25 protein-coding genes are annotated in these 23,404 nt (G+C 41.8%); 13 read left to right on the top strand and 12 right to left on the bottom strand.

Features of this window, described 5'->3' with window-relative positions; translation table 11 throughout:
• Nucleotides 1–3 precede the first annotated feature (3 nt).
• A complete protein-coding gene (gene ileS / locus R3D86_07880) occupies nucleotides 4–2,826 on the bottom strand; it encodes an isoleucine--tRNA ligase (protein ID MEZ5758124.1) in 2,823 nt (940 codons plus the stop codon).
• A gap of 77 nt (nucleotides 2,827–2,903) precedes the next feature.
• On the bottom strand, nucleotides 2,904–3,890 hold the full coding sequence (locus R3D86_07875) for a bifunctional riboflavin kinase/FAD synthetase (protein MEZ5758123.1): 987 nt from the start codon (nucleotides 3,888–3,890) through the stop codon (nucleotides 2,904–2,906).
• 260 nt (nucleotides 3,891–4,150) lie between these two features.
• On the opposite strand from R3D86_07875, the gene R3D86_07870 reads away from it, so the two are divergent.
• Complete coding sequence (locus tag R3D86_07870; GenBank protein ID MEZ5758122.1) at nucleotides 4,151–4,537, top strand: response regulator; 387 nt, start codon at nucleotides 4,151–4,153, stop codon at nucleotides 4,535–4,537.
• Nucleotides 4,537–5,532 carry a protein phosphatase CheZ gene (locus tag R3D86_07865; GenBank protein MEZ5758121.1) on the top strand — a complete coding sequence of 332 codons (996 nt, stop codon included), beginning with the start codon at nucleotides 4,537–4,539 and terminating at the stop codon, nucleotides 5,530–5,532. The genes R3D86_07870 and R3D86_07865 overlap by 1 nt, the downstream gene beginning before the upstream one ends.
• A 13-nt stretch (nucleotides 5,533–5,545) precedes the next feature.
• Here R3D86_07865 and R3D86_07860 read toward each other — a convergent pair whose 3' ends face one another.
• The 9 genes from R3D86_07860 to R3D86_07820 form a co-directional block, all read right to left on the bottom strand.
• Complete coding sequence (locus R3D86_07860; protein MEZ5758120.1) at nucleotides 5,546–6,736, bottom strand: EAL domain-containing protein; 1,191 nt, start codon at nucleotides 6,734–6,736, stop codon at nucleotides 5,546–5,548.
• 160 nt (nucleotides 6,737–6,896) lie between these two features.
• Entirely contained in the window at nucleotides 6,897–7,520 is a 624-nt protein-coding gene (locus R3D86_07855) for an energy transducer TonB (protein MEZ5758119.1), read from the bottom strand.
• Nucleotides 7,521–7,809: 289 nt separating this feature from the next.
• Nucleotides 7,810–9,234: a hypothetical protein gene (locus R3D86_07850; protein MEZ5758118.1), complete on the bottom strand. Its 1,425-nt coding sequence runs from the start codon at nucleotides 9,232–9,234 to the stop codon at nucleotides 7,810–7,812.
• Nucleotides 9,235–9,249: 15 nt separating this feature from the next.
• Nucleotides 9,250–9,864 carry a TonB family protein gene (locus tag R3D86_07845; protein ID MEZ5758117.1) on the bottom strand — a complete coding sequence of 205 codons (615 nt, stop codon included), beginning with the start codon at nucleotides 9,862–9,864 and terminating at the stop codon, nucleotides 9,250–9,252.
• A gap of 18 nt (nucleotides 9,865–9,882) precedes the next feature.
• Nucleotides 9,883–10,284 carry a biopolymer transporter ExbD gene (locus tag R3D86_07840; protein ID MEZ5758116.1) on the bottom strand — a complete coding sequence of 134 codons (402 nt, stop codon included), beginning with the start codon at nucleotides 10,282–10,284 and terminating at the stop codon, nucleotides 9,883–9,885.
• Nucleotides 10,285–10,294: 10 nt separating this feature from the next.
• Nucleotides 10,295–10,825, bottom strand: a complete 531-nt coding sequence (locus tag R3D86_07835) for a MotA/TolQ/ExbB proton channel family protein (GenBank protein ID MEZ5758115.1) — start codon at nucleotides 10,823–10,825, stop codon at nucleotides 10,295–10,297.
• Nucleotides 10,826–10,827: 2 nt separating this feature from the next.
• Nucleotides 10,828–12,189 (bottom strand): MotA/TolQ/ExbB proton channel family protein, encoded by a 1,362-nt coding sequence (locus R3D86_07830; protein ID MEZ5758114.1) that lies wholly within the window; start codon nucleotides 12,187–12,189, stop codon nucleotides 10,828–10,830.
• Entirely contained in the window at nucleotides 12,186–12,977 is a 792-nt protein-coding gene (locus tag R3D86_07825; protein ID MEZ5758113.1) for a DUF3450 domain-containing protein, read from the bottom strand. Before R3D86_07825 ends, R3D86_07830 begins: the two co-directional genes overlap by 4 nt.
• Nucleotides 12,978–13,710: 733 nt before the next feature.
• On the bottom strand, nucleotides 13,711–13,890 hold the full coding sequence (locus R3D86_07820; protein MEZ5758112.1) for a hypothetical protein: 180 nt from the start codon (nucleotides 13,888–13,890) through the stop codon (nucleotides 13,711–13,713).
• Nucleotides 13,891–14,218: 328 nt separating this feature from the next.
• On the opposite strand from R3D86_07820, the gene R3D86_07815 reads away from it, so the two are divergent.
• From R3D86_07815 to ccoS, 10 genes are all read left to right on the top strand, one after another.
• A complete protein-coding gene (locus tag R3D86_07815; protein ID MEZ5758111.1) occupies nucleotides 14,219–14,563 on the top strand; it encodes a hypothetical protein in 345 nt (114 codons plus the stop codon).
• Complete coding sequence (gene ccoN, locus R3D86_07810) at nucleotides 14,494–15,888, top strand: cytochrome-c oxidase, cbb3-type subunit I (protein ID MEZ5758110.1); 1,395 nt, start codon at nucleotides 14,494–14,496, stop codon at nucleotides 15,886–15,888. The genes R3D86_07815 and ccoN overlap by 70 nt, the downstream gene beginning before the upstream one ends.
• Before the next feature lie 11 nt (nucleotides 15,889–15,899).
• On the top strand, nucleotides 15,900–16,634 hold the full coding sequence (gene ccoO / locus R3D86_07805) for a cytochrome-c oxidase, cbb3-type subunit II (GenBank protein ID MEZ5758109.1): 735 nt from the start codon (nucleotides 15,900–15,902) through the stop codon (nucleotides 16,632–16,634).
• Nucleotides 16,635–16,643: 9 nt separating this feature from the next.
• On the top strand, nucleotides 16,644–16,793 hold the full coding sequence (locus R3D86_07800) for a cbb3-type cytochrome c oxidase subunit 3 (GenBank protein ID MEZ5758108.1): 150 nt from the start codon (nucleotides 16,644–16,646) through the stop codon (nucleotides 16,791–16,793).
• Nucleotides 16,794–16,795: 2 nt separating this feature from the next.
• A complete protein-coding gene (gene ccoP, locus R3D86_07795; protein ID MEZ5758107.1) occupies nucleotides 16,796–17,662 on the top strand; it encodes a cytochrome-c oxidase, cbb3-type subunit III in 867 nt (288 codons plus the stop codon).
• 97 nt (nucleotides 17,663–17,759) lie between these two features.
• Nucleotides 17,760–17,978 (top strand): hypothetical protein, encoded by a 219-nt coding sequence (locus tag R3D86_07790; protein ID MEZ5758106.1) that lies wholly within the window; start codon nucleotides 17,760–17,762, stop codon nucleotides 17,976–17,978.
• Complete coding sequence (ccoG, locus tag R3D86_07785; protein MEZ5758105.1) at nucleotides 17,927–19,267, top strand: cytochrome c oxidase accessory protein CcoG; 1,341 nt, start codon at nucleotides 17,927–17,929, stop codon at nucleotides 19,265–19,267. Before R3D86_07790 ends, ccoG begins: the two co-directional genes overlap by 52 nt.
• Nucleotides 19,264–19,749, top strand: a complete 486-nt coding sequence (locus tag R3D86_07780; protein MEZ5758104.1) for a FixH family protein — start codon at nucleotides 19,264–19,266, stop codon at nucleotides 19,747–19,749. The genes ccoG and R3D86_07780 overlap by 4 nt, the downstream gene beginning before the upstream one ends.
• Nucleotides 19,750–19,760: 11 nt before the next feature.
• A complete protein-coding gene (locus tag R3D86_07775) occupies nucleotides 19,761–21,956 on the top strand; it encodes a heavy metal translocating P-type ATPase (protein MEZ5758103.1) in 2,196 nt (731 codons plus the stop codon).
• Nucleotides 21,957–21,970: 14 nt separating this feature from the next.
• Nucleotides 21,971–22,162, top strand: a complete 192-nt coding sequence (gene ccoS, locus R3D86_07770) for a cbb3-type cytochrome oxidase assembly protein CcoS (GenBank protein MEZ5758102.1) — start codon at nucleotides 21,971–21,973, stop codon at nucleotides 22,160–22,162.
• Between the two features lie 2 nt (nucleotides 22,163–22,164).
• Here the strand turns inward: ccoS and R3D86_07765 are convergent, their stop codons facing one another.
• Nucleotides 22,165–22,464, bottom strand: a complete 300-nt coding sequence (locus tag R3D86_07765) for a hypothetical protein (GenBank protein ID MEZ5758101.1) — start codon at nucleotides 22,462–22,464, stop codon at nucleotides 22,165–22,167.
• Between the two features lie 124 nt (nucleotides 22,465–22,588).
• On the opposite strand from R3D86_07765, the gene dapB reads away from it, so the two are divergent.
• A complete protein-coding gene (dapB, locus tag R3D86_07760) occupies nucleotides 22,589–23,404 on the top strand; it encodes a 4-hydroxy-tetrahydrodipicolinate reductase (GenBank protein MEZ5758100.1) in 816 nt (271 codons plus the stop codon).

Here is a 23,404-nt window from a genome sequence, read left to right as displayed (position 1 = left end):
AGGTTAAAGTGCCTCAACAGCATCTGCGCAGCGCTGGCAAATATCTTCATGACCTTCTATTTTTCCCACTTCAGGCAGCACCTGCCAGCAACGTTCACATTTATTACCTTCTGAAAGCTGACTGATAACGGCAATCCCTGGAGTATCTTCCATGCTAAAGGCTTCATCGGGTGCAATTGCCAGAATCAAATTTGCGTCAGAAGTAATACAGAGCTCGGCCAGATCAATTCCTGTAAGTGCGTCTATATAGCTTTGATCATCAACATAAATATTGACACTTGCCTGCAGGCTTGACCCAATGCGTTTTTCACGACGTTCGACTTCCAATGCCCCAGTGACAACCTTACGCAGTGTTCTGATTTTTTCCCATTTGCTGCCAAGCGTATCATCCAGCCAGGATTTTGGAATATCACTGAATGTCTGAAGATGTACACTATCATCATCACTTGGGAACCGTGACTGCCATATTTCTTCTGCTGTAAAGACAAGAATAGGGGCAAACCATTTTGTGACGGTTTTGAAAATTTCATCAAGAACAGTTCGCGCAGCACGACGCCGAACAGTCATTTTTGCATCACAGTAAAGCGCGTCTTTACGAATATCAAAATAAAATGCTGAAAGATCAACTGCGCAAAAATTATAAAGTGCATTATAGACACGGTGGTAATTATAATCGTCAAACCCTTTCCTGACGACGGCATCAACTTTTGCCAGACGATGAAGAACCCACCGCTCCAGCTCCGGCATTTCGTCATAGGATAAAATTTCCGTATCATCAAAATCAGCCAGATTGCCGATCATAAACCGCATCGTATTGCGAATTTTACGATAGGCTTCGGCCTGATTTTTTATAATTTCATCACCGATACGATGTTCATTGAAATAATCGGTTGATGTCACCCACAGGCGAAGAATATCGGCACCAAACTGTTTTATAATATTTAGCGGATCAACCCCGTTCCCCAATGATTTGGACATTTTGCGACCATCTTTATCCACGGTAAACCCATGGGTGAGCACCTGATCATAGGGGGCATCACCGCGTGTTCCACATGATTCAAGCAATGAGGACTGGAACCAGCCGCGATGTTGATCTGTACCTTCAAGATATAAATCAGCACTGCGTTTTCCCTCTCCCCGGCTTAGGTCTGCCCTTTTTTCCAGCACAAAGGCATGGGTAGACCCTGAATCAAACCAGACATCGAGAATATCTGTAACCTGCTCATAATCATCAGCACTATAGTCATTACCCAGAAGATCCTGGGGATCAACGGTGTACCAGGCATCGGCCCCAGACTTTTCAACTGCGGCTGCTATACGCTCATTCACATGCTCATCTTTAAGAAGCTCGTTGGTACGTTTATGAACAAATACGGTAATTGGCACGCCCCAAGCACGCTGTCTGGATATTAGCCAATCCGGCCGGTCCGCCACCATGGCATTAATGCGGTTTTTGGAATTTTCCGGCACCCAGCGGACATTATCAATTGCCTTTAGTGCTTTTTGGCGCAAATCATTTGCTTCCATGGAAATAAACCATTGCGGCGTGTTGCGGAAAATAAGAGGCGCCTTTGAGCGCCAGCTGTGCGGGTAACTGTGAACAATCTTATCCCGGGCGAGTAAGGCGCCAACCTTTGACATTTCCTCGCATACATGATCATGAACTTTATAAACATGCTCGCCAGCAAACATGGGAACATTGTCATAATAGAGGCCGGCTTCATCAACTGTATAGGGGGTTTCCAGACCAAATTGCTGTCCAACTTCAAAGTCTTCCTGACCATGGCTTGGCGCAATATGGACAAATCCGGTACCGGCATCCGTCGTCACATGAAAGCCTTCTATCACTGGCACATCAAAATCATATCCCTGACCATGCCATGGGTGATGGCAGATTGTCCCTTCAAGGTCGCTGCCCTTAAATGATGTAAGTTCCGAATATCCGGTCACACCGGCTCGGGCACAAAAAGCGCCGATCAGTTCTTTTGCCAGTACGAGTTTTGAACCAACAGCAACACGTGATTCTTCATCCACTGCGGTTACATTGATCAGCACATAGTCAAAATCCTTACCGTAGGCAATACCCCGGTTACCGGGCATCGTCCAGGGTGTTGTCGTCCAGATCACTATTTTAGTGCCAATAATTGCTTCTATATTTGATTTTACGACATTAAAGCCAATATCGATCATATGCGACGTATGATCCATATATTCAATTTCAGCTTCTGCCAGTGCCGTTTTCTCAACGACAGACCACATAATTGATTTTGAACCACGATAAAGTCCGCCGTTCATAAGAAATTTAAGAAGCTCACGAACAATTTGTGCTTCGCTTGCATAGTCCATCGTCAGATATGGATCTTCCCAATCTCCAAATATACCAAGGCGTTTAAATTCATCTTTCTGAACGCCAACCCACTTTTCTGCAAAGGCACGGCATTCTTTGCGGAATTCTACAGGGTCCACCTCATCCTTGTTTTTCCCTGCATTCTTATATTTCTTTTCAATCATCCATTCGATTGGCAGTCCATGACAATCCCATCCAGGAACATAGGGCGCGTCCTTACCAAGCATTTGCTGGGTACGCACTATTATATCCTTAAGGATTTTATTCATTGCATGACCCATATGAATATCACCGTTGGCATAAGGAGGCCCGTCATGCAGGATGTAGCGTTCCCGACCTACAGAATTCGCACGAATTTTTTCGTAAATATTGATATTGTTCCAGCGATCAAGCCATGTGGGTTCACTATTAGGCAGATTGCCTTTCATGGGGAAATCTGTCTTGGGCAGAAAAATCGTATCGCGATAGTCTTTGGTCATATCTTTACTTAATATTATGTTTTAAAAAAATTAATCTTATGTAGCAATTAGAAGCCCCTTGTGTCGAGCTTATTCTTTCATAAGTAATCAGCTAATTTAGGGGAAGGAATAAAAGATTGTCGGTTTTCCGGCACCAAAAGTAATTTTCTAGCAATCACACTGTCTTTTTCAATCTGCTCCTTTAAAGCCATCAGATTTTCAAATTTTCTTTCTTCTCTGATAAAATCGACAAATTCGACCCTGACAGGCAAGCCATATATGTCATGATCAAAATCAAATATATGCGTTTCGAGAAGCACATCCTTCTTATCAAATGTCGGCCTTCTGCCCACATTTGCAATGGCATCCCAAACGCCTTTGGCCGGGCCATCATCAATTATCATTCGGACGGCATATACGCCATATTTTGGTTCTTTATACCCCTCCATCAATAAATTTGCTGTCGGGAAATCCAGCGTACGGCCTCTCTGGTCACCATGACGAACATGTCCCTCTATATGCCACCAATGGCCCAACCGGTCCGCGACTTTCCGAACATTGCCCTGCTCAAGGGAGGCCCGGATATTGCTTGATGAATAAATATGATCATCCTCCATCACCTTTTTAACAACAGTTAATCCAAACTGCTCTTCCTTTGAGAGCCATCCCAGAACATTAACGCCACCACGCCTCCCGGCCCCAAAGCAATAATCATAGCCGACAACAATATGAAGAGCGTTGATTTTCTTTATGAGTATATCAAGCACAAAATCTTCAGCTTCCATCGTGGCAAGGGTTTTATCAAATGGCAGTACAATAAGCTGATCAACGCCAAAATTTTCCAGCAAATGAGCTTTTGTCCTGAAAGACGTCAGCCTGAAGTCCTTTTGATTTGGGTTAAAAAATATTCTGGGATGTGGCTCCATACTGAGTACCGTCAGTGTGGTTTTCATTTCCGAAGCTATTTTTCCAGCTGTCCCGATCACTTTCTGATGCCCTTTATGGAACCCATCAAAATTACCCAGCACGATTACTGAACCTTTGCAGTCATCCGGTATAGAATCAACATGTCTTATAATTTTCATCGGATTAAATCTTTACTTATCCTAAGCTGAAGCATAGATGACAAAGCCTACACACTAATGCAAGTCCGATGTTAATTATAGTAATTTTTATGCTTATTTATTTATAATTTAGGTATATTTTTAAGAATATTTACTTCATTAACCATTCTATTAACTCTTTTTTTAGGCTCTGTGGCTAGTTTGGGTATATTCGTTGGCAAAATTATAACAAATATAGCCAACAGTGTATGTGTTAAACCATAAATAAGGACAGGAACAAAATGGCCGTAGATATGTCATTATCCATCTTAATAGTAGATGACTATAAAACAATGCTCAGAATTATTCGTAACCTGCTTAAACAGCTTGGCTTTCATAATGTTGATGAAGCAACCGATGGTGCCGAGGCTTTAAATAAGTTACGCGGCAAAAGCTACGATCTGGTTATTTCCGACTGGAATATGGAACCGATGACAGGATATGAGCTTTTAAAAGAAGTTCGTTCGGATGATATGCTCAAAACCCTTCCTTTCATTATGGTCACAGCAGAATCCAAAACAGATAACGTTATTGCAGCGAAAAAAGCAGGCGTTAATAACTATATAGTAAAACCATTTAATGCAGCGACCCTGAAATCCAAGCTCATTAGCGTGCTTGGAGAGTTTTAATGTCTTTAGGATTATTGCCAGATCATATTGAACCGTTGGTAGACAGATTGCGTTCTGGCGATCATCTGCCTATTGCTTTGCCTGATGTCGCGGCTGTAACAGAAGTCCTTATGCGTTCTTTGGAAAGCTATTTTAAATCAATAGATCTAACACTTTACCGTGAATGTCAGGATCTGGCCGATTATATTGAAGATGCCCGTACGGAAATTTCATCTCTCTCTCCAGATGGTGAAGACAGTGCAGGCATTCCACGTGCCGGAAAAGAACTTGATGCCATAGTTGAAGCAACTGAATCTGCCACTGATACGATCATGCAGGCGGCAGAAGATCTAATGAGCTTTGAAAGTGACGATTTTGATCAATATAAAGATCACGTAAATACCGAAGTAATGAAAATATTTGAAGCCTGTTCATTTCAGGACATTACCGGCCAGCGGATCAGTAAAGTTGTTAAAACACTTAATCACGTAGAAGATCGTGTAGGTAAACTTATCACCATTCTTGGAATTTCCACTGAAACTGAAACACCGACAGATGCCAAGCCGATTCTTGACCCAAATAATGAGGAGATTGATGACGCCGACCTGCTTCATGGTCCCGCTCTTGCCGGTGAAGGTATAGATCAGGGCGAGATTGATTCGTTACTGGAAAATGTGGCAACAAATAACCCGGAAAGCACAAACGATACTGAACAAAATTTTGATGATTTAATTAATACAGAAACTTCAGATGACATTGAGTTTAGCGAAGAGAATGTTTTAGTAGAAGCAATGGAAGAAGATATTTTTGAATCAACTGAAGAAATTTCAGAAAATGCCCTGGAAAATATTTCCGATGATTTCGAAATTGATACCAGCATAGAACCTGAAACGTCTGCTAAATCCAGTGCACAGGATGACATTTCAAGCGCCAAAGAGAATAAGGCAAAGAAACATATCAATGATGACGATCTTTTTGAAACTACACAGGAAGATATCGATAGTCTGTTTGGTTAATACGTAATTAAAGTTAAAGTTTGCTGGTGATATCACTGCTCAGTACGGGCTCACCAAACAGATAGCCCTGACCACGATCAATGCCACAATCAAGTATTTCAACGAGCGTTGGGTCACTTTCAATTTTCTCAACGATGACTTCAATATCATAGCGTTTATATGACTCTTTAATGTCGTTACGATCGATATCAATATTATCTGCCAATAGAAGATCAGGATTTAATTTTACATAGTGGAAATAACGTGCCGCCAAATCCGAATGATCGTGACTGAGTACTTGCACATTATCCATAGAAAAACGGAATCCGCGTTTGCCAAGACTAGCCAGTTTATCCCAAATTATATTGGGCTGTCTTTGTACATCCTGTTGGGTAAATTCAAAAACCAACCTGTCGGCAAGTTCCTGATTATCCAACATGAAATCAACAAACTGTGGGAAAAAATCCTTATCATTCAGGGAGACAGATGAAATATTGCAGAAAAACCGCATATTTGGTTTCCTCGTCCCCAAACGGCGAATGACCTGAATACATCTAAATAGAAGCAGATTATCGAGAGTGCTGACCAGTCCTGAATCTTCAGCCAATTTAATATACTGAGACGGGAAAATGACTTCTCCCTTATCATCACGTACTCTTGAATATGCTTCATAATGCATTACTTTACGCGATGGAAGTGCGACGATCGGCTGGAGATAAAGATCAATGCGATTATCCTCCAGTGCATAATGCATGATGTTCAGTATCTCATCCGCTTCTCGATCGCTTCCGTGAATAACTTCTGTTGATTGCGATGTGCCGGCATGACCGAGTGTATGAGACAGGGTTTTTCCTGATTTTTCGACTACCTGACTGAGAAGAGTTTGCAATAGACGCATTTCATTGACGATCTCTTTATTATGACCGTGCTCATTTGCCTTTACTTGCTCTCTGAGTTTAATCGTTTCATCCTTATACTGCTCAAGCTGATCCTGATAAACCTGATAGTCCTGGTGAAGTGACATAAGACGCTCAGATACATCCTCTTTATTCGCTCTTAATGAAAGCATTAAGTGAAGCTGAAGACCAAGCAGAAATATTCCCCCTCCCACTATACGTCCACCCAAAACACCTAACTCAGGGAATATTCCAGGTAATACAACAGAAGCAAATACAGCGATAATTATATTACCTAGTATGAGTATGATATTTACGAGTGTACCCATTAAAATTTCCGGATCTCATTGTTGTTTAAGAAAGAAAAAATAATCTATTAATTTAATGCAGTTACGATAGAACAATTAACCATCGCAATCAAGATTTGTCATAATTTCATGAAAAGAAAAGTAAGGGTGCCAAAAGCACCCTTACTGATGGGAGGTTTTGTTACTGCTCTGCAAGTTTAAATTCTATCAGATTGTAAACATCAAACACTGCAACGGCTTCACCGTCTATAACCCTGGGTTTGAATTTAAACTTCCCTGCCGCAATGACTGCACTTCGCTCAAATCCTGGATGTGAAGAATTAACAACAACGATATCTTTTGTATTACCATTCTCTGTCACTGTATATTTAAGTCTTACATATCCCTCTATCCCTTTAGAAGCCAAATCCTCCGGGTAGCGGGGAGAGACTTTCACTATTGGAAGAAAGTCGCTTTCTGGAACAAAAACATTCCCTCCTGGCTTAACAACGGGCTTAACTGGATCTAGCTTTGTTATTGTTGGCAGATCGTAAATTCTATCATTATTACCCTCGCCAATATTAGGTATTACTGGAGGTGGATTATCATTTGTATCCATATATTCTGGCTTATCAATTTTCTTGTCTACGGGCCCCTTATCTCTAACCTTTCCCAAATCAATAACCGTTCTGACCTGTTGCTTTACCACAGGTAATTGCCCATTTGTGACCAACAATTGCATTGAATAAAACAAGGCAAATGTAATTATTGCCGCAACATTAAAAGATATGAAATAACGTGAAAAAACTGCAAATTGAGTGGGCATGATACGTCTCCTATATTCTTGTGTTGGTTATACCGAGAATAAAAGCATCTCTTCCGTATCCTGATTAAGCTTTAAATCATATTTTTTAGCCGGATACGCTAGATCCTTAGGGACGTCCACCAAGGCAACGCTATTCATATTTAAGCGTTACTATCATTATATACTTTTTTATAGAAATTGTAAACAAGAGGTATCTTGTTGACGTATAATAAAAAATTGAAAATTTACTTCAAAAAAAACAGGGTGGAATAATTCCACCCTGCTTCAAACTTAGAATAATAAGCGTAGCTTATGAAAGATATTCTTTAATATCCTTAATTCTTTTCTCTTCAGAATCTGTATATTGTAAAAGCTGTGACGCAATCTGGGCTGATCTTTTATCTTTAGCAGCTTCACGGAAGGATGCCCGTGCTTTATCAAACTGTTCAAGAGCTAGATAAGCTTGGCCTTGCAAAAGGCTTGATTGATCTGGTCTAGTTAATCCACCTTTTTCCAGAGCTTTATCTATAGATGTTGCAGCTTCTTGGTAACTGTCAAGAGTAAGATAGATATTTGCCAATCGCATGTACAAATTTCCATCATCAGCCATCTCTGCAGCAGCCGCAAGTGGCGCTACAGCTTTAGCATAATCTTTACCGTTGATAAAGGTCGTTGCCTGCAATTCCAAATTCCTTTGGGTTTTTTCGGAAAGATTTTCATCTAATGACCGGGTAATTGTCTTGCCAGCCTGATAAGGACTTTCGTGATATAAATATAATTGAGCCATTGTTTCCAGCTCACGACCAGAGTCAAGCATCCCTTGACGGTAAGCCGCTTCAAAAGCTGAAAACTGCTTATCTTCATATTTTCTCACTTCTGCTTCGGGCAAACCTTCTTCTGAAGCTTTTTGACCATAAAGACCAGAAAGCTGTGTCCAGTATGCTTTTTTCGGCCATCTGGTGACTAGCAATTCAGCATATTCCAGCACTTTTTCTGTTTCACCAAGACTGTTATGAAGTGCACGTAATACAGCATACCAGTTTTCCTGATCTTCTTTGCCTTCCTTTTTGGACTTATCAATTGCCCAGTTTAAAAACTCAATAGCAGTTCTGAAATGAGTATTAGCTTCTGCTTGTGGTGCACCTTCTTCCATACCAGCTGCATAATGGACGTTTGCTAACATAACAATATTTGTAATGGATGGATCAGCCTGGTATTTGAACCATTCATCAAAATATTGAAGGGCAGTATCAATATTTCCGTTTGAAAATTCGATTTGCCCTACAATGAATGTCATTTGATCTCTCTGAACATTCGAAATTGTATCCATTGCCAGTATTTGCTTGTAATAGCCCATTGCAGCATCCATATCTCCTTTATTTTGTGAAACGGCTGCTAACAGTTGCAGAAAAGCTGCCTTTTCGCTTGAATTAAGGCGACTAAGATCCTGATCTTTAAGAATTTTCTCAGCCTCTTCAAACTGAGGAGGCGTAGCATTCATAAGTCCCTGAACCTCATTCAGCTTCTTAGCAGACCTTTCATCCATTCCGGCTACGGACTTTAGTTTTGGACGGGCATTATTGGCAGCGGCTGCAGCAGCTGCTCTTTCCGGTGACGCAAGCGGATATTGTTGCTGCGCCATAGCTTGTCCTGGCAAAAGTGACGCCGTTGCAATTACAGCGCTTAATGCTGTTGCTGCTAAAAGAGTTTTAGAAAGTCGTTTAAAATTTCTCATATTCATATACCCTTTTTAATTGCCGTCTAATTTGAATTCGATGCGCACGCGCACACCCGTAACAGGAATCGGTTCCCCATCAACCACACGAGGTTTATATTTGTATCTTTCAGCAGCTTTAACAGCAGGTCTTTCAAACATTGAATGGCTAGATTCAATAGCTATAACATTCTCTGTAGTACCTTGTGCTGTTACAGTGAATTCAACTGTACAAAACCCTTCGATTCCATTTTCCGCTGCACGTGCAGGATATTGAGGATTCACACGAACAATTGGCAGAAATTCACCATCCGTCGCAGAGAATCCACCTCCACCAGTTTCAATAGGAGCCACTTCCATTGCCTGAGCGCCAATTTCGACACCTCCACTGATATTACTAACACTATCGGATGAGGATGACATATCAATGCTCATTTCAGGCGCAGCCTGAACTTCAGCAGGAGCATCAGGCTTACGATCAACCCTTTGAACTTCCTGAACGTCCCTTACCTGCTCTAATTGCACACGAATTCTCTCACCAGAATCCTGAACAGGCATCTGGTTTGACGCGATCAGCCACTGCATGCCAAAAAACAAACCGAATGTTATTATTGCAGCAAAAGTAAACGAAATAGCGTAACGAGCAATCATAATTAAACTCCTGTTTGTTTATTTAGGTTCCGTTGACAATACATGGTCAGTATAACCTGCCTGATTGAGTGAATCCATAATTTCTGCAATCACGCCAGTTGAGCTGTCAATATCAGCCTGAATTACTATTGAACCTTCTGGGTTCTCAGCTTTCAGGCGCTCAACATTGGCACGAACAGCACGAATATCGATCCGGCGTTTTTCCATCCAGATTTCATCATCTGATGTTACAGCAATCATAATATTAGCTTTATCCTGGGATACTGCACTTGCACCTTCAGGACGGTGTACCTCGATACCTGCTTCTTTTAGGAAAGAAGCGGTAACAATGAAGAAGATCAGCATAATGAACACGATGTCAAGCATCGGTGTCATATCAATTGCTGCTTCATCTTGATTTCTTGTGGAGTGTTTACGCATTTTTTTTCTCTTAATGATCCATTGTTAAGTGATCTTCGACCAATTCTGCTTCTTTTCTAACTCGTCCTTCAATGTAAGAAGAAGCAAACACACCTGAAAGGGCGCCTACCATTCCCGCCATTGTCGGAATTGTAGCTTTCGAAATACCCGCAGACATCGCTTTCACGTTTGCTGAGCCTAGCACAGCGAGCACGTCAAAAACTTCAATCATACCCCACACTGTTCCTAGCAGCCCCATAAGCGGAATTACTGCAACCAGTGTTTTAATATGTGAGAGTGATCCTCGAAGATCCATATTAATTTGACTAATCATGGCCTCACGAATTTTGTGGGCATACCAGGAGGTGCGCTCACTGCGCGCCTCCCAAGTACCCATAACCTCATTCACTTGGCGGTTATGAGCGGTTTTAAAATAAATTAACCGCTCCAGAACCATAGCCCATAATATCAAGATGGTGAAAAAGATCACTAGAAGGACCGGGCCTCCCCTTTCCATAAAGTCGCGAACTAGTTCATATGCATCTAATAGGCTTAAGTACATGATTATGCTCCTCTATGCTGTTCTGCGTGAACGGCAATGATACCAGCACTTTGTTCTTCGATTGTGTGCACAATTCTTTGGCTCATGCCATTCACAATAGAATGGAAGAAAAGCGTAGGAAGAGCAACAACGATACCAAGAACTGTAGTCACCAGGGCAGTCGAAATACCGCCGGCCATAAGTTTTGGATCACCTGTTCCGAAGAGTGTCATTGATTGGAAGGTGTTGATCATACCAGTCACAGTACCAAGCAGTCCCATAAGTGGTGCGATCGCCGCAATCAGTTTAATCAATGTCAGGAAGCGTTCAAGACTTGGCAATTCCTTAAGAATAGCTTCATCAATTTTCAGCTCCAGTGTTTCTACATCTGCGTTTTTATTCGCTTCATGAACTGCCAACACGCGACCTAGAGGGTTATTTTCGTTAACCACATCAGATCTGATTTGCGCTTTCACTTTTCCATTTACAACTGTGAGGTAAATAAAACGCTCAAGAACAAACAGCATCCCGATACCACCAACCACAAGGATCAGATAACCGATAGTACCACCTTGGCTTACGCGTTCAAAAATATCTGGTTTTTGAATTAGAAGACCAAGAATTGAACCCCTTGAAGGGTCAACACCATATGGAGCCATTGAATCTGCGGCAGCATTTTGCAAAGCAGTTGTTGATTCCGTAAAGCGTGGCTCAGGCTGACGGTCAAGTTCAGAAACAAGACCTTGTGAAAATCTTAGATATTTACCATCTGAAGAAATATTGAATACTCCAACACGTGTTACCGGTTCTACCACTTCTGATCCATCAGGTAATTTTACTGGACGATCAAAAGTAACCACACGACCTTGTTCAGTCATTTCACGTTGCACTTCGTACCAAAGACGCTCAATTTCCTCAATACTTGGAAGCTGAGTACCTGAAGACGTTTTTTCAATCAGAGTTGTGATAAACTCTTCACGTCCTTCAAATTGTGTTGAAGTGAGTGAAGTTTCAAGTGTTGAACGTGTATCACCAGCAACCAACTGAAGAACACCAAGAACTTCCTTAAGAGCACCAAGCTCATTGGTAAAGTCTTGCTGAAGGCTAGTCAGTTGTTCGTCGTTGCTGTTAAATTGTGCTTCAAGGGTGTCAGAACGACGCTCTTCAGAACGTTGTTCTGCCTCTGCTTGAGAAAGAAGAGCAGACTGTCTGTCTTTTGCAGCTCTGAATTCTGCTTCACGCTGACGATATTCAGCAGTTTCATTAACTTTACCTTGGCGAACAAGTTCAAGAAGCTCATCAAGGTTTCTCGCCTCTTGTGCGTTTGCAAATGATGCAATACCGCTAAATGCTAAGACGATAGCAATCGAAATTAATTTCCTCATTGTGCTTTCTCCGGTGCAGGAATTGGTAATATAAGTAGATCATCCGGCGCCGCTTGTCCGTTAACAATGCGGATCGCTTGCCTAATTGATTTTCTGTAAGTCGCCGGGTCGACAACTTCAAATTCTTTTGTTGCTTTGTTGTAGGCACCAGAAATCAAACCGTCTGTTGTTTGATATAAAAGCGCAACACGGCCAACCATGACCATATCCACTGTTCTTTCGTTGCCTTCAACAACCATATTTTGCTTATATCCCTGGAATACGCGACCATAGTCACTTTCAATCTGATAAAGCTCAAACACGCTACGAAATCTTTCGGAGGCATCAACGTTAGGATCAGTCATCAGATCTTTAACACGCCCAAGACCTTTCAAGCGTATTTCGAGTTGGAATGGGATGTCATTATTAATGAAGTCTTCCAGTCCATCTACCATTCTATCCAGAAGTGGCTCTACCTGACGCTTAATATTTGTCACGTTTTTAATGTTAGCTCTTAATTCTTCCATTGACTGCATTTGGCGTTCAATGGACCTTTCCATTTGAGCATTATAAACTTTAAGACCGTCAACTGTTTTAAGAACAGTTTTATATTCAGTTACAATCTTATCAGTATCGTCAACAATTGCATTGACTCGCGCTTGCGATTCCTGGGCAATTTTGTTAGCGGACATTCCTTCATCAAGAACATCGTTTAATGCAGTTTGCGCCATCGCAGAGGTTCCCAATGATATGGACCCTGCTGCAACAACGGCGGAAAGAACAATCGTTCTTACTCGATGCTTAATCATGCGTCTTCCTACAGCTTTTTTTGAGTTGTTATGGTTGATCCACTAAATGTGGCGTTATTTAATATACAAAGTGAGTGAACAAATAATTGTTCAAGATTAATTTGGCTTCGGGCACTTGAATTGCCCCTACCTATTTCCTCTATCCCCATCACTTACTCATTCCCTTTAGTAATTCTACTTAAAATCTTTACGGTTTTTTAATCATAATGTGAATTATATCTTAAAACCAGAGCTAATATTTAATTTATCGTTTTGATTATTTTTATCGACTTAAATAAATACGCAGTCACGTGCCCTTACGGAGCAAATACCTCGGACTGCGCAAACACTATCTAAAACACATTTCAATTTCAAGACTTCCTTCGTAACAAACTCAAAAAAAAACATTTTTGCAGTAAGCTTAAGGTATTAAATAATGCTGAATTATTAGATGATTTTAAATAAAAATTCTTTATTTATGGATAGTTAAATTATTTTCGAAATCTAAAATTGATTATATTATTACAGAAATAATATAACATAATTATCATGAAAAAATGACGAAAATGTGATCATTACACTTAAAATATTAAAAATTAAATTCTAAGTTTATGATATTTTAAAGAATAGAGATTCGGGCAAATCGCCATGCCCACGAGCAATAGCAAAATCCCGAAGATTATATAAAATAGCTATAAATTCATGCGGGACATAGCCAATCAACATGAATTTATAATTTTATAAGTAAATTACTTCAGGAATGTGCCCTAACCATATTCACAGCCTGTAATACTTCATCCCATTTATTCTGGATACAGGTTTGTCGAGCTGTTGCTACTCCAAATCGTTTGATTAATTGTTGTGCCAACTCTTGTTTATACTCAAAATCACCTTTTACTGGAAACTTACTCATATTACTTTCACTACCAATCATACTTTTACTCCTTAACGACCATGTTACTTTTTTCATGTACAACACGTTTAAATGTTCAATAAAAATTTAGCCTATATATAAAGTGTAAAAACCACGTAAATGAAAACTACAATTTTAATTATTATCAAAACCACTTATACTGCCATCCACCATGAGAAGTGTGTTTCTATTAGATTTATATAAATCAATTATGGATATTTGACTTAAGTCAATGAATTGATACCGTGAAACGCCTACTCAGGTAGTATCCCATTATTATGGGATCGTGGAGGGGAGAGATTATAATATCTCTTTAAAACAATATTTAATCTAAGAAACGGGTTTAAAAATGACCTATCAGAATAATCCACCAGTTGTCAGCAGACTTTCCCAGTCTTTGACGACAATTTGCTTGGCCGTTGGCATAATTCTGGCACTACTCATTGCCGGAAAGACTTCTTCTGCAGCCATGCAGTTTCATGCATTTATTATAATAATCGCCTTTTTTGCAGGCATTGTCGCCCTGTTTAACCTTGGCGGACGAATAAATGACGAGAACCAAAAGCCATCGCCTTCCGGCGTTTATTATAACAATAATATTGTTAAATATGGTGTCATTGCATCATGCTTCGGGGCATTGCAGGATTTCTTGTCGGCGATATCCTGGCATGGGAACTGGCATTTCCAGTTCTGAATATGGACATGCCCTGGACCAATTTCGGCAGGTTACGTCCACTTCATACTTCGGCAGTGATTTTTGCATTCGGCGGCAACGTTCTTATAGCAACATCCTTTTATGTTGTACAAAGAACCTGCAAAGCGCGTCTGGCCGGAGAAATCGCTCCATGGTTTGTATTCTGGGGCTATCAGCTTTTTATCGTTCTGGCAGCAACGGGATATCTTCTTGGCATTACCCAATCGAAAGAATATGCTGAACCGGAGTGGTATGTGGATTTATGGCTTACAATTGTCTGGGTTGTCTATCTACTCGTTTTTCTCGGCACAATCTGGCGCCGAAAAGAACCACATATATATGTAGCCAACTGGTTTTATCTTGCTTTCATTGTTACCATTGCAATGTTACATCTGGTAAATAATGCAACACTTCCAATTTCACTGGTTGAGCCAAAAAGTTATACTTTATTTGCCGGTGTTCAGGATGCCCTTACCCAGTGGTGGTACGGCCATAATGCTGTAGGATTCTTCCTGACAGCCGGCTTCCTTGCAATAATGTATTATTTTGTACCGAAACGTGCAGAACGGCCAATTTATTCATACAGGCTTTCAATTGTGCATTTCTGGTCATTGATATTCCTTTATATATGGGCTGGACCCCACCATCTTCACTATACAGCGCTGCCTGACTGGGCACAAACATTGGGCATGACATTTTCCGTCATGTTATGGATGCCCTCATGGGGCGGTATGATCAACGGTCTTATGACTTTATCAGGGGCTTGGGATAAACTCAGAACCGACCCAGTCCTTAAGATGCTAGTGGTTTCAGTTGCTTTCTATGGGATGAGCACATTTGAAGGACCTCTGATGTCAATCAAAGCCGTAAATGGTCTTAGTCACTATACAGACTGGACGATTGGTCATGTTCATTCTGGAGCTCTTGGCTGGGTTGCCTATGTAAGTTTCGGCGCGATTTATTGTCTTACTCCATGGTTATGGGGTCGCAAAGGGCTTTACTCCCTGAAACTGGTCAACATCCATTTCTGGATATCTACTGTTGGCATTCTTCTTTACATTTGTGCAATGTGGGTTTCCGGGATTATGCAGGGGCTAATGTGGCGCGCCTATACCGATCTTGGTTTCCTGGAATACTCATTCGTAGAAACCGTCGCTGCCATGCAGCCATATTATATCATCCGTGCAATCGGTGGTCTGTTGTTCATCGTTGGAAGTCTGGTGATGGTTTATAATCTATGGCGTACTATTCTTGGTCATACAGCCGGCGAGGAATCTCCGGAAAATATTTCCAAGGCAATTGCCGCACAAGCCCTCGGTGAATAGGAGTAAGAGAGATGAAATTATTAAATAAACATGCTGTTTTCGAAAAAAATTCCATCCTTTTACTCGTTGGAATTCTCATTATGGTGTCAATTGGTGGCCTGGTGGAAATTGTTCCATTATTCTATCTGGAAAATACGATTGAAAAAGTGGAAGGCGTTCGTCCTTATACACCGCTTGAGCTGGCCGGTCGGAACATTTATGTCCGTGAAGGCTGTTATACCTGCCACTCACAGATGATCCGTTCAACCCGGGACGAAGTGGAACGTTATGGACACTATTCGCTAGCCGCGGAAAGTATGTATGACCATCCGTTTCTTTGGGGATCGAAAAGAAACGGTCCTGATCTGGCAAGGGTAGGTAACAAATATTCCGATGACTGGCATAGAGAGCATCTTAATGCGCCAAGCTCAGTTGTTCCCGAAACTATTATGCCTGGCTATCCGTTTCTTGCTGAAACAAAACTTGCCTATGAAACTATTGGACTGGACATTAAAACCAACCAGATGATTGGTGTGCCTTATACAGATGAGCAGGTTGAAAATGCTGTAGAAGACCTAAAAGCGCAGTTGGATGAAAATAGTGACGGCTATGATGCTTTCATGGAACGTTATCCATCAGCACAGGTTAGGGACTTTGACGGCAATCCACGGGAAATCACTGAACTGGATGCCCTGATCGCTTATCTGCAGATGCTTGGCACCCTCGTAGATTTTTCAATCTATGATGAATCAGAAAATAACCGTTAGGAGGGCGAAATGACATTTCAAGAAATATCAAGCTTTTCACAAAGTTGGGGTGCCGTTTTTCTGATGACTATGTTCGTCATCGCGGTTGCCTATGCCTTATGGCCTTCTAATAAAGAAAAATTCGACAATGCTGCAAAAAGCCTATTGGATGAGGAATAATCATGTCAGATTTAAAAAAAGAAATAGATGAAGTAAGTGGTGTTGACACCACCGGACATGAATGGGATGGCATTAAGGAGCTGAATACCCCAATGCCGCGCTGGTGGGTATATACCTTCGTTGTTTGCTGTATCTGGGCCTTCATATACCAGTTTTTCTATCCCTCCTGGCCTCTTATAACAGACTATTATAAAGGCTATTTCGGTGAAACAAACCGGGACAGGTTGAATATTGAACTGGATGATATTGCCCAGCAAAGAAGCATCACACTTGATAAAATAAGAGCAATGGATCTTGAAACAATCAGAAGTGACAATGCTCTCAATACCTTTGCTCTTGCTGGCGGAAAGGCGGCTTTCGGAGATAACTGTGCCCCCTGCCATGGTACGGGTGCCGCCGGTTTTACCGGTTATCCAAACCTGAATGATGATGACTGGCTATGGGGTGGTACACTTGAAGATATCTATACCACAATCAGTTATGGAATTCGCAGTACACACGAAGAAACACGCGTGAATGACATGCCAGCTTTTCTTAAGGATGAACTGCTTACCAAAGCTGAAATTGAGGATGTGGTTACATATGTGCAGAGTCTTTCTGACAGGGCAGTAAAAGCAACAGAAAGTGGCCGGGTCCTATTTGCCGATAACTGCGCTTTATGTCACGGTGAAGACGGCAAGGGATTGCGTGAATTTGGCGCACCAAACCTGACTGATGCCATTACACTATATGCAACTGACCGCGACAGTATGATTGATATTGTCTCTAACAGTCGGAAAGGCGTCATGCCAACCTGGTCAGGGCGTCTGGATGAAGCGACAATCAAGAGTCTGGCGCTTTATATTCACAGTCTGGGTGGCGGTGAATAATTTTGGAACATTAATATAAAACAGGGATTTCGTCATGGATCGGATTTTGGGAGATAATCCCGTCCATGACATAATCCGAATTAACAGGGTATAAATCATGTCAAGTGATCTTAAGAATGCCGAAACTCCCGTTTCTGAAAATGACGATCAGGTCGTCAAACGCGCAGATGTAGAGGCCGTCAACAAGGCGGAAGATAGATCCCTTTATGCTCCACGCAAAAAGATTTTTCCACAACGTGCAAAAGGAAAATTCAGAACCATAAAATGGTTTATGATGCTTTTTACGCTCAGCATTTATTATATTACCCCTGGATAAGATGGGACCGTGGTGAAGGCATGCCCGATCAAGCCGTGCTGATTGATATTGCGGGTCGTCGGTTTTATTTCTTTTTCATAGAAATCTGGCCACAGGAAGTTTATTACGTCACGGGCCTGATGATAATGGGAGGGATTGCCCTGTTTCTGGTGACGTCCACCGCCGGTAGAATGTGGTGCGGTTATTCCTGCCCGCAAACCATATGGACAGACTTATTTATTGCTGTGGAAAGATTTTTTGAAGGCGACCGCAATGCCCGAATCCGCCTTGAAAATTCACCCTGGACTTTTGATAAAATAAAAAAACGGGTTCTTAAACATACCGTATGGATTATAATTGCTCTTCTCACGGGAGGGGCCTGGGTATTTTATTTTTCCGATGCCCCCACACTTTTTAACCAGCTTATTCATAATCAGGCATCATTTGATGCCTACCTCTGGATGGGACTTCTGTCCACCTTTACCTATGTTCTTGGGGGTATCGCCCGTGAACAGGTCTGTACCTATATGTGTCCGTGGCCGCGAATTCAGGCCGTTATGATGGACGAGGAAACACTGGCGGTCATGTATCGTTATGACAGAGGAGAGCCACGAGGCCCTCATAAAAAGAACGAAAGCTGGGAAGGCCGTGGCGACTGTGTACAATGCAGACAATGTGTTGTTGTCTGCCCTATGGGTATTGATATCCGAGATGGACTTCAACTTGAATGTATCCAGTGTTCTCTTTGTATAGACGCCTGTAATAGTGTAATGGAAAAAATTGGCCGGCCACAGGGACTGATAGCCTATGACAGCCTGAAAAATTTTGAACGTCGCAAAAAAGGAGAGGAGAACAAGTTCAGAATAGTGCGCCCCAGAACGATAATCTATAGCGCTATTCTCGTTCTGGTCGGATCTATCATGCTCTATACTTTGCTAAACAGATCGATGATAGATGTAAACATTCTCAGAGACAGAAACCCTCTTTTCGTTCAGCTGGCATCCGGGGACATTCGCAACGGATATACAATTAAAATTATGAATAAAACAACCGCTGAGCAAAAGTATATCGTAGAAGTAAGCGGTATAAACGGTATTACATTACGAACAGAAGATGCCGATGAATTTGCCGCAGATGGTTCACCGATCGTAAAAGTATCAAGAGATAAGTTAAGATCATTAAAACTATATGTTGCCATCCCACGAAATGAGCTGAATGATGATAGTGTCGATATTACCATTAGAGTAAAGCAACTGGGTGGTGATGAAGAAGACGTACAGACAACTTCATTTAAAGGACCAAGAATATGACAACTGACATAAAACCTTACACAGGAAAAAGAATTTTGGCATGGTTCTTAGGGTTTTTTATATTCGTCTTTGCAGCAAACGGCATCATGGTTTATTTCGCCCTTGATACATGGACAGGTCTTTCAACTGAAAATTCCTATGTCAAAGGCCTTAATTATAACCGAGAAATTGAAAGTGCACGGGCACAGGCCAGCTCGGGTTGGAAAGTCAGCATTACGGACCAGCCTGAACTTACTGAAGGCCGGTTTGAAGTGACCATTGAAAGGCCACAGGATAGCCTTCCACCGGCAGACGTTACAGCAACATTCATCAGAACTGTCACAGAAGGATACGATCAGCAGGTCACGCTCAAAAATATTGGAGATGGTGTTTATGCGGCGCCAATAAAATTGCCTTTAAAAGGACAATGGGAAATTTTAGTTGTTGTGAAATCTCAAAATAACCTTATTTATAAGCTAGAAGACAGAATTCTGGTTAAATAAGGACGCCTTACATGGATCAATCTTTGCAAAAAATGTTTAAAATAGAACATTTTGTTGTTGAGGGGCTTCATTGCCCAAAATGTATTCGTGAAATTGAAGGCACGCTCAGCGAAAATGCAAAAATAAAAAACGCCCGGGTCAATCTCAGCACCCAGAGGCTTGCCGTTGAATGGCGGCCTGATGTTGACACATCTGTTGAACATTCCGAAGAGGTTATTTCAGCGCTCGAAAAAATTGGGTTCAAGGCATTCCCATTCAACACGTCCCAGATTGATAAAGAAGGTGAAAAAACAGCACGTTCGCTTCTATATGCAATGGGTGTGGCTGGTTTTGCTTCAGCCAATATTATGCTGTTATCCGTTTCCGTTTGGAGCGGTGATGACATGAATGAGACAACACGCACCATGATGCATTGGGTTTCCGCCCTTATTGCTCTGCCAACTGCGGTTTTTTCAGGAATGCCCTTTTATAAATCAGCATGGGGTGCCCTCAAAGGTGGACGTCTTAATATGGATGTTCCGATTTCTCTGGCTGTTATTCTGACCTGTGCTATGAGCCTTTTTGGCACCTATATGCAGACAGATCATACCTATTATGATGCTGTTGTAATGCTTTTATTCTTCCTACTGACAGGTCGGTATCTTGATCAGAAAATGAGAAGTCATGCGAGGAGTGTTGCCCATAACCTGATGAGCTATAAAGTTTCCAAGGCAACGTTGCTTCATGAAGACGGGAATACTGAAGACGTCGCAAGCGAAATGCTCTCACCAGGCCAAATTGTCCAGGTGATCCCCGGCGGGAAAATTCCGGCAGACGGCATAGTTATAAGCGGCATGTCCGATGTTGATACCAGCCTCGTAACGGGCGAGACAATCCCGGCAAAAGTCGAAAAAGATAGCGAAGTCTTTGCCGGAACGATCAATTTAAACGGCACTTTAAATATCAAGATCACCGCGACATCAGGAAATACCCTTCTGGATGAAATCATTGTACTTATGGAAACGGCCGAACAGGGCCGGGCAAAATATGTAAAGCTCGCTGACCGCGCTGCCGCGATTTATGCCCCGCTGGTTCACCTTCTGTCATTGTCTACTTTTCTCGGATGGTATTTTCTTTCAAATATAGGATGGGAAGCATCCCTGATTAATGCCATAGCAGTGCTTATAATCACTTGCCCCTGTGCGCTGGGACTGGCTGTGCCTGTCGTTCAGGTGGTTGCCTCCAGCCGCCTTTTTAAATCAGGCGTACTTGTCAAAGCCGCAGACGGACTTGAAAGACTGGCCGAAGTTGATACCGTCATATTTGATAAAACCGGAACATTGACACTGGGTCAGCCCGAACTTGCCAATTTTGATGATGAAGATGTAACGCCATTTAATCTTGAACTGGCAGCAAGCCTGGCCAAAACTTCCAGCCACCCACTGTGCCGGGCACTTATTGTTGCCTGCCATGATCGTGATATTCCCACAATTGCAACAAAAAGCGAAATTTATGAAGAGCCCGGTATGGGTCTAAAGGCAACGATTAATAATCTTGAAGTACGACTTGGCAATCGTGAGTGGTGCGGCATCCATGCCAGCTATCTTCCCAATAACCGCTATAGCGAATTATGGCTATCTGTCAAAGGGGCAAAGCCGGTTCTGTTTTGCTTCAAAGACCGTATGCGTGGGGACGCCCACGATGTGGTCGGATGGTTTTTGCGTCGTAAAATGAAAGTTATAATGCTCTCAGGGGACCGCAAGGACGTTGTCGAGGAGGCTGCAGAAGAACTAGGATTAAGCCGTTACAAATATTCCTGTAAACCACAGGATAAAATTGAGGTCATTGAAAGAATGAAAGCCAATGGAGATAAAATTCTCATGGTTGGCGATGGACTTAACGATGCCCCTGCCCTACGCGCGGCACATGTTTCCATTTCACCTTCATCTGCTTCAGAGATCAGCCAGAATGCCGCTGATTTTATTTTTCAGTCACAAAAACTGGAAACGGTTGTCCGCACATATCAGGTTTCTGTTTCGAGCCGCAAACTGGTCTTTATGAATTTTGCCCTGGCAGCAATATATAATATTATTGCGGTACCATTTGCAGCGGCAGGACTGTTAACACCGCTGATTGCTGCAATTGCAATGTCACTTTCATCAATTGTCGTCACAGCTAATGCACTTAGATTGAATTTTGAAAAGCTTTATCGTAGTCACGAACCTTAATTAAGGCCCGTCAAATGGATGGATTAATTTATCTGATACCCGCCGCCCTTTTTTTAGGGTTGCTAGGACTTGCCGGATTTTTCTGGTCAATCAATCATAATCAGTATGATGATCTGGAAGGTGCAAGCTACCGTGCATTATTTGAAGAGGATGATATTGCAGAGGAACTTGAGAAAAAAGAAAAAAACACACATCATGAAAAGTAAATTTATGCGCGGTCGCGAAAAATATAAACTACGCTAAAAATACCGAACCTGATGATATAGCCCATCAACAGAATAAAAGCCCATAATAAAAACTTTCTGTAATTCAGATATTCCTGACTGACCATGCCTTCATCCGGAAGTGCAAAATAACTGGCTCTGAGCATTACACAACCAAGAGCAATGATTGCCGGTATGGCCGTTTTCATAATATCCTGTTCTTTGATTACTGAATTATCGATTTTTTTATAGCTATTGATAATCACGATTAGTGTTATAAAAATTGCGATAACGATAATAAGCATTTTTTAGCCTTCAATTAATTTAAAGCTGAAGATTATCGCAAAGTTACCGAATGCTCCATATTCAATTTGATCTTTATGTAATTTTGGCTAGTATTTACCCTCAATTTAAAAGGAATAAGGCAAAATGCCGAAAATTAAAATTGGAATTCTGGGATGCCAGGGAAGGATGGGCAAAGCATTAACGGCGGCAACGCTTGATCATGAAGCTTCCATACTTTCCGGTGGCACCGAAATGGTTGGAAACCCCTTAATCGGCTGTTATATCAAACATCCGGAAACGGGCGAACAAACCGAAATCAAAATTACAAGTGACGCTGAAGATGTCATTAGAAATTCTGATGTGGTTCTGGATTTCACCTGCCCGACAGCAAGCCTACTTCATGCATCGCTTGCTGAAAAGCATAAAACATCAATGGTCATTGGTACAACCGGCCTGAGTTCCTCGGACGAAAATGAACTGAAAAAATCGTCTGGAAATACAGCTATCGTCTATGCCTCCAATTTCTCAACCGGCGTAAATTTGCTTTTTTATCTGACACGATTGGCATCCTCAATCCTTGATGAAGACTTCGATATTGAAATAATTGAAATGCATCATCGGGATAAAGTGGATGCCCCTTCGGGAACTGCACTCAGTCTGGGTTATGAGGCCGCGATAGGCCGCGGAAAAGAATTAAAAGATATTATGGCACCCGCCAGGGACGGAATTGGAAAAGCACGGGAAAAAGGCAGCATCGGTTTTGCCTCATTACGGGGCGGTAACGTCGCAGGAGAGCATACGGTCAGTTTTAATGCCAATGATGAGCGAATAGAGCTTACCCATAAAGCCGGGAACAGGGCTATATTTGCCCGTGGTGCTGTAAAAGCTGCCCTTTGGGTATATGGCAAAAAACCCGGCTTCTATAATATGGAGGATGTTCTTGGACTGGAAAAATTATAA

It is taken from the genome of Emcibacteraceae bacterium (genome assembly GCA_041396985.1).
Taxonomy (GTDB): Bacteria; Pseudomonadota; Alphaproteobacteria; order Sphingomonadales; family Emcibacteraceae; genus Pseudemcibacter.
The sequence above is the reverse complement of the archived record's forward strand: the minus strand, read 5'-3'. Positions and strand labels throughout refer to the sequence as shown.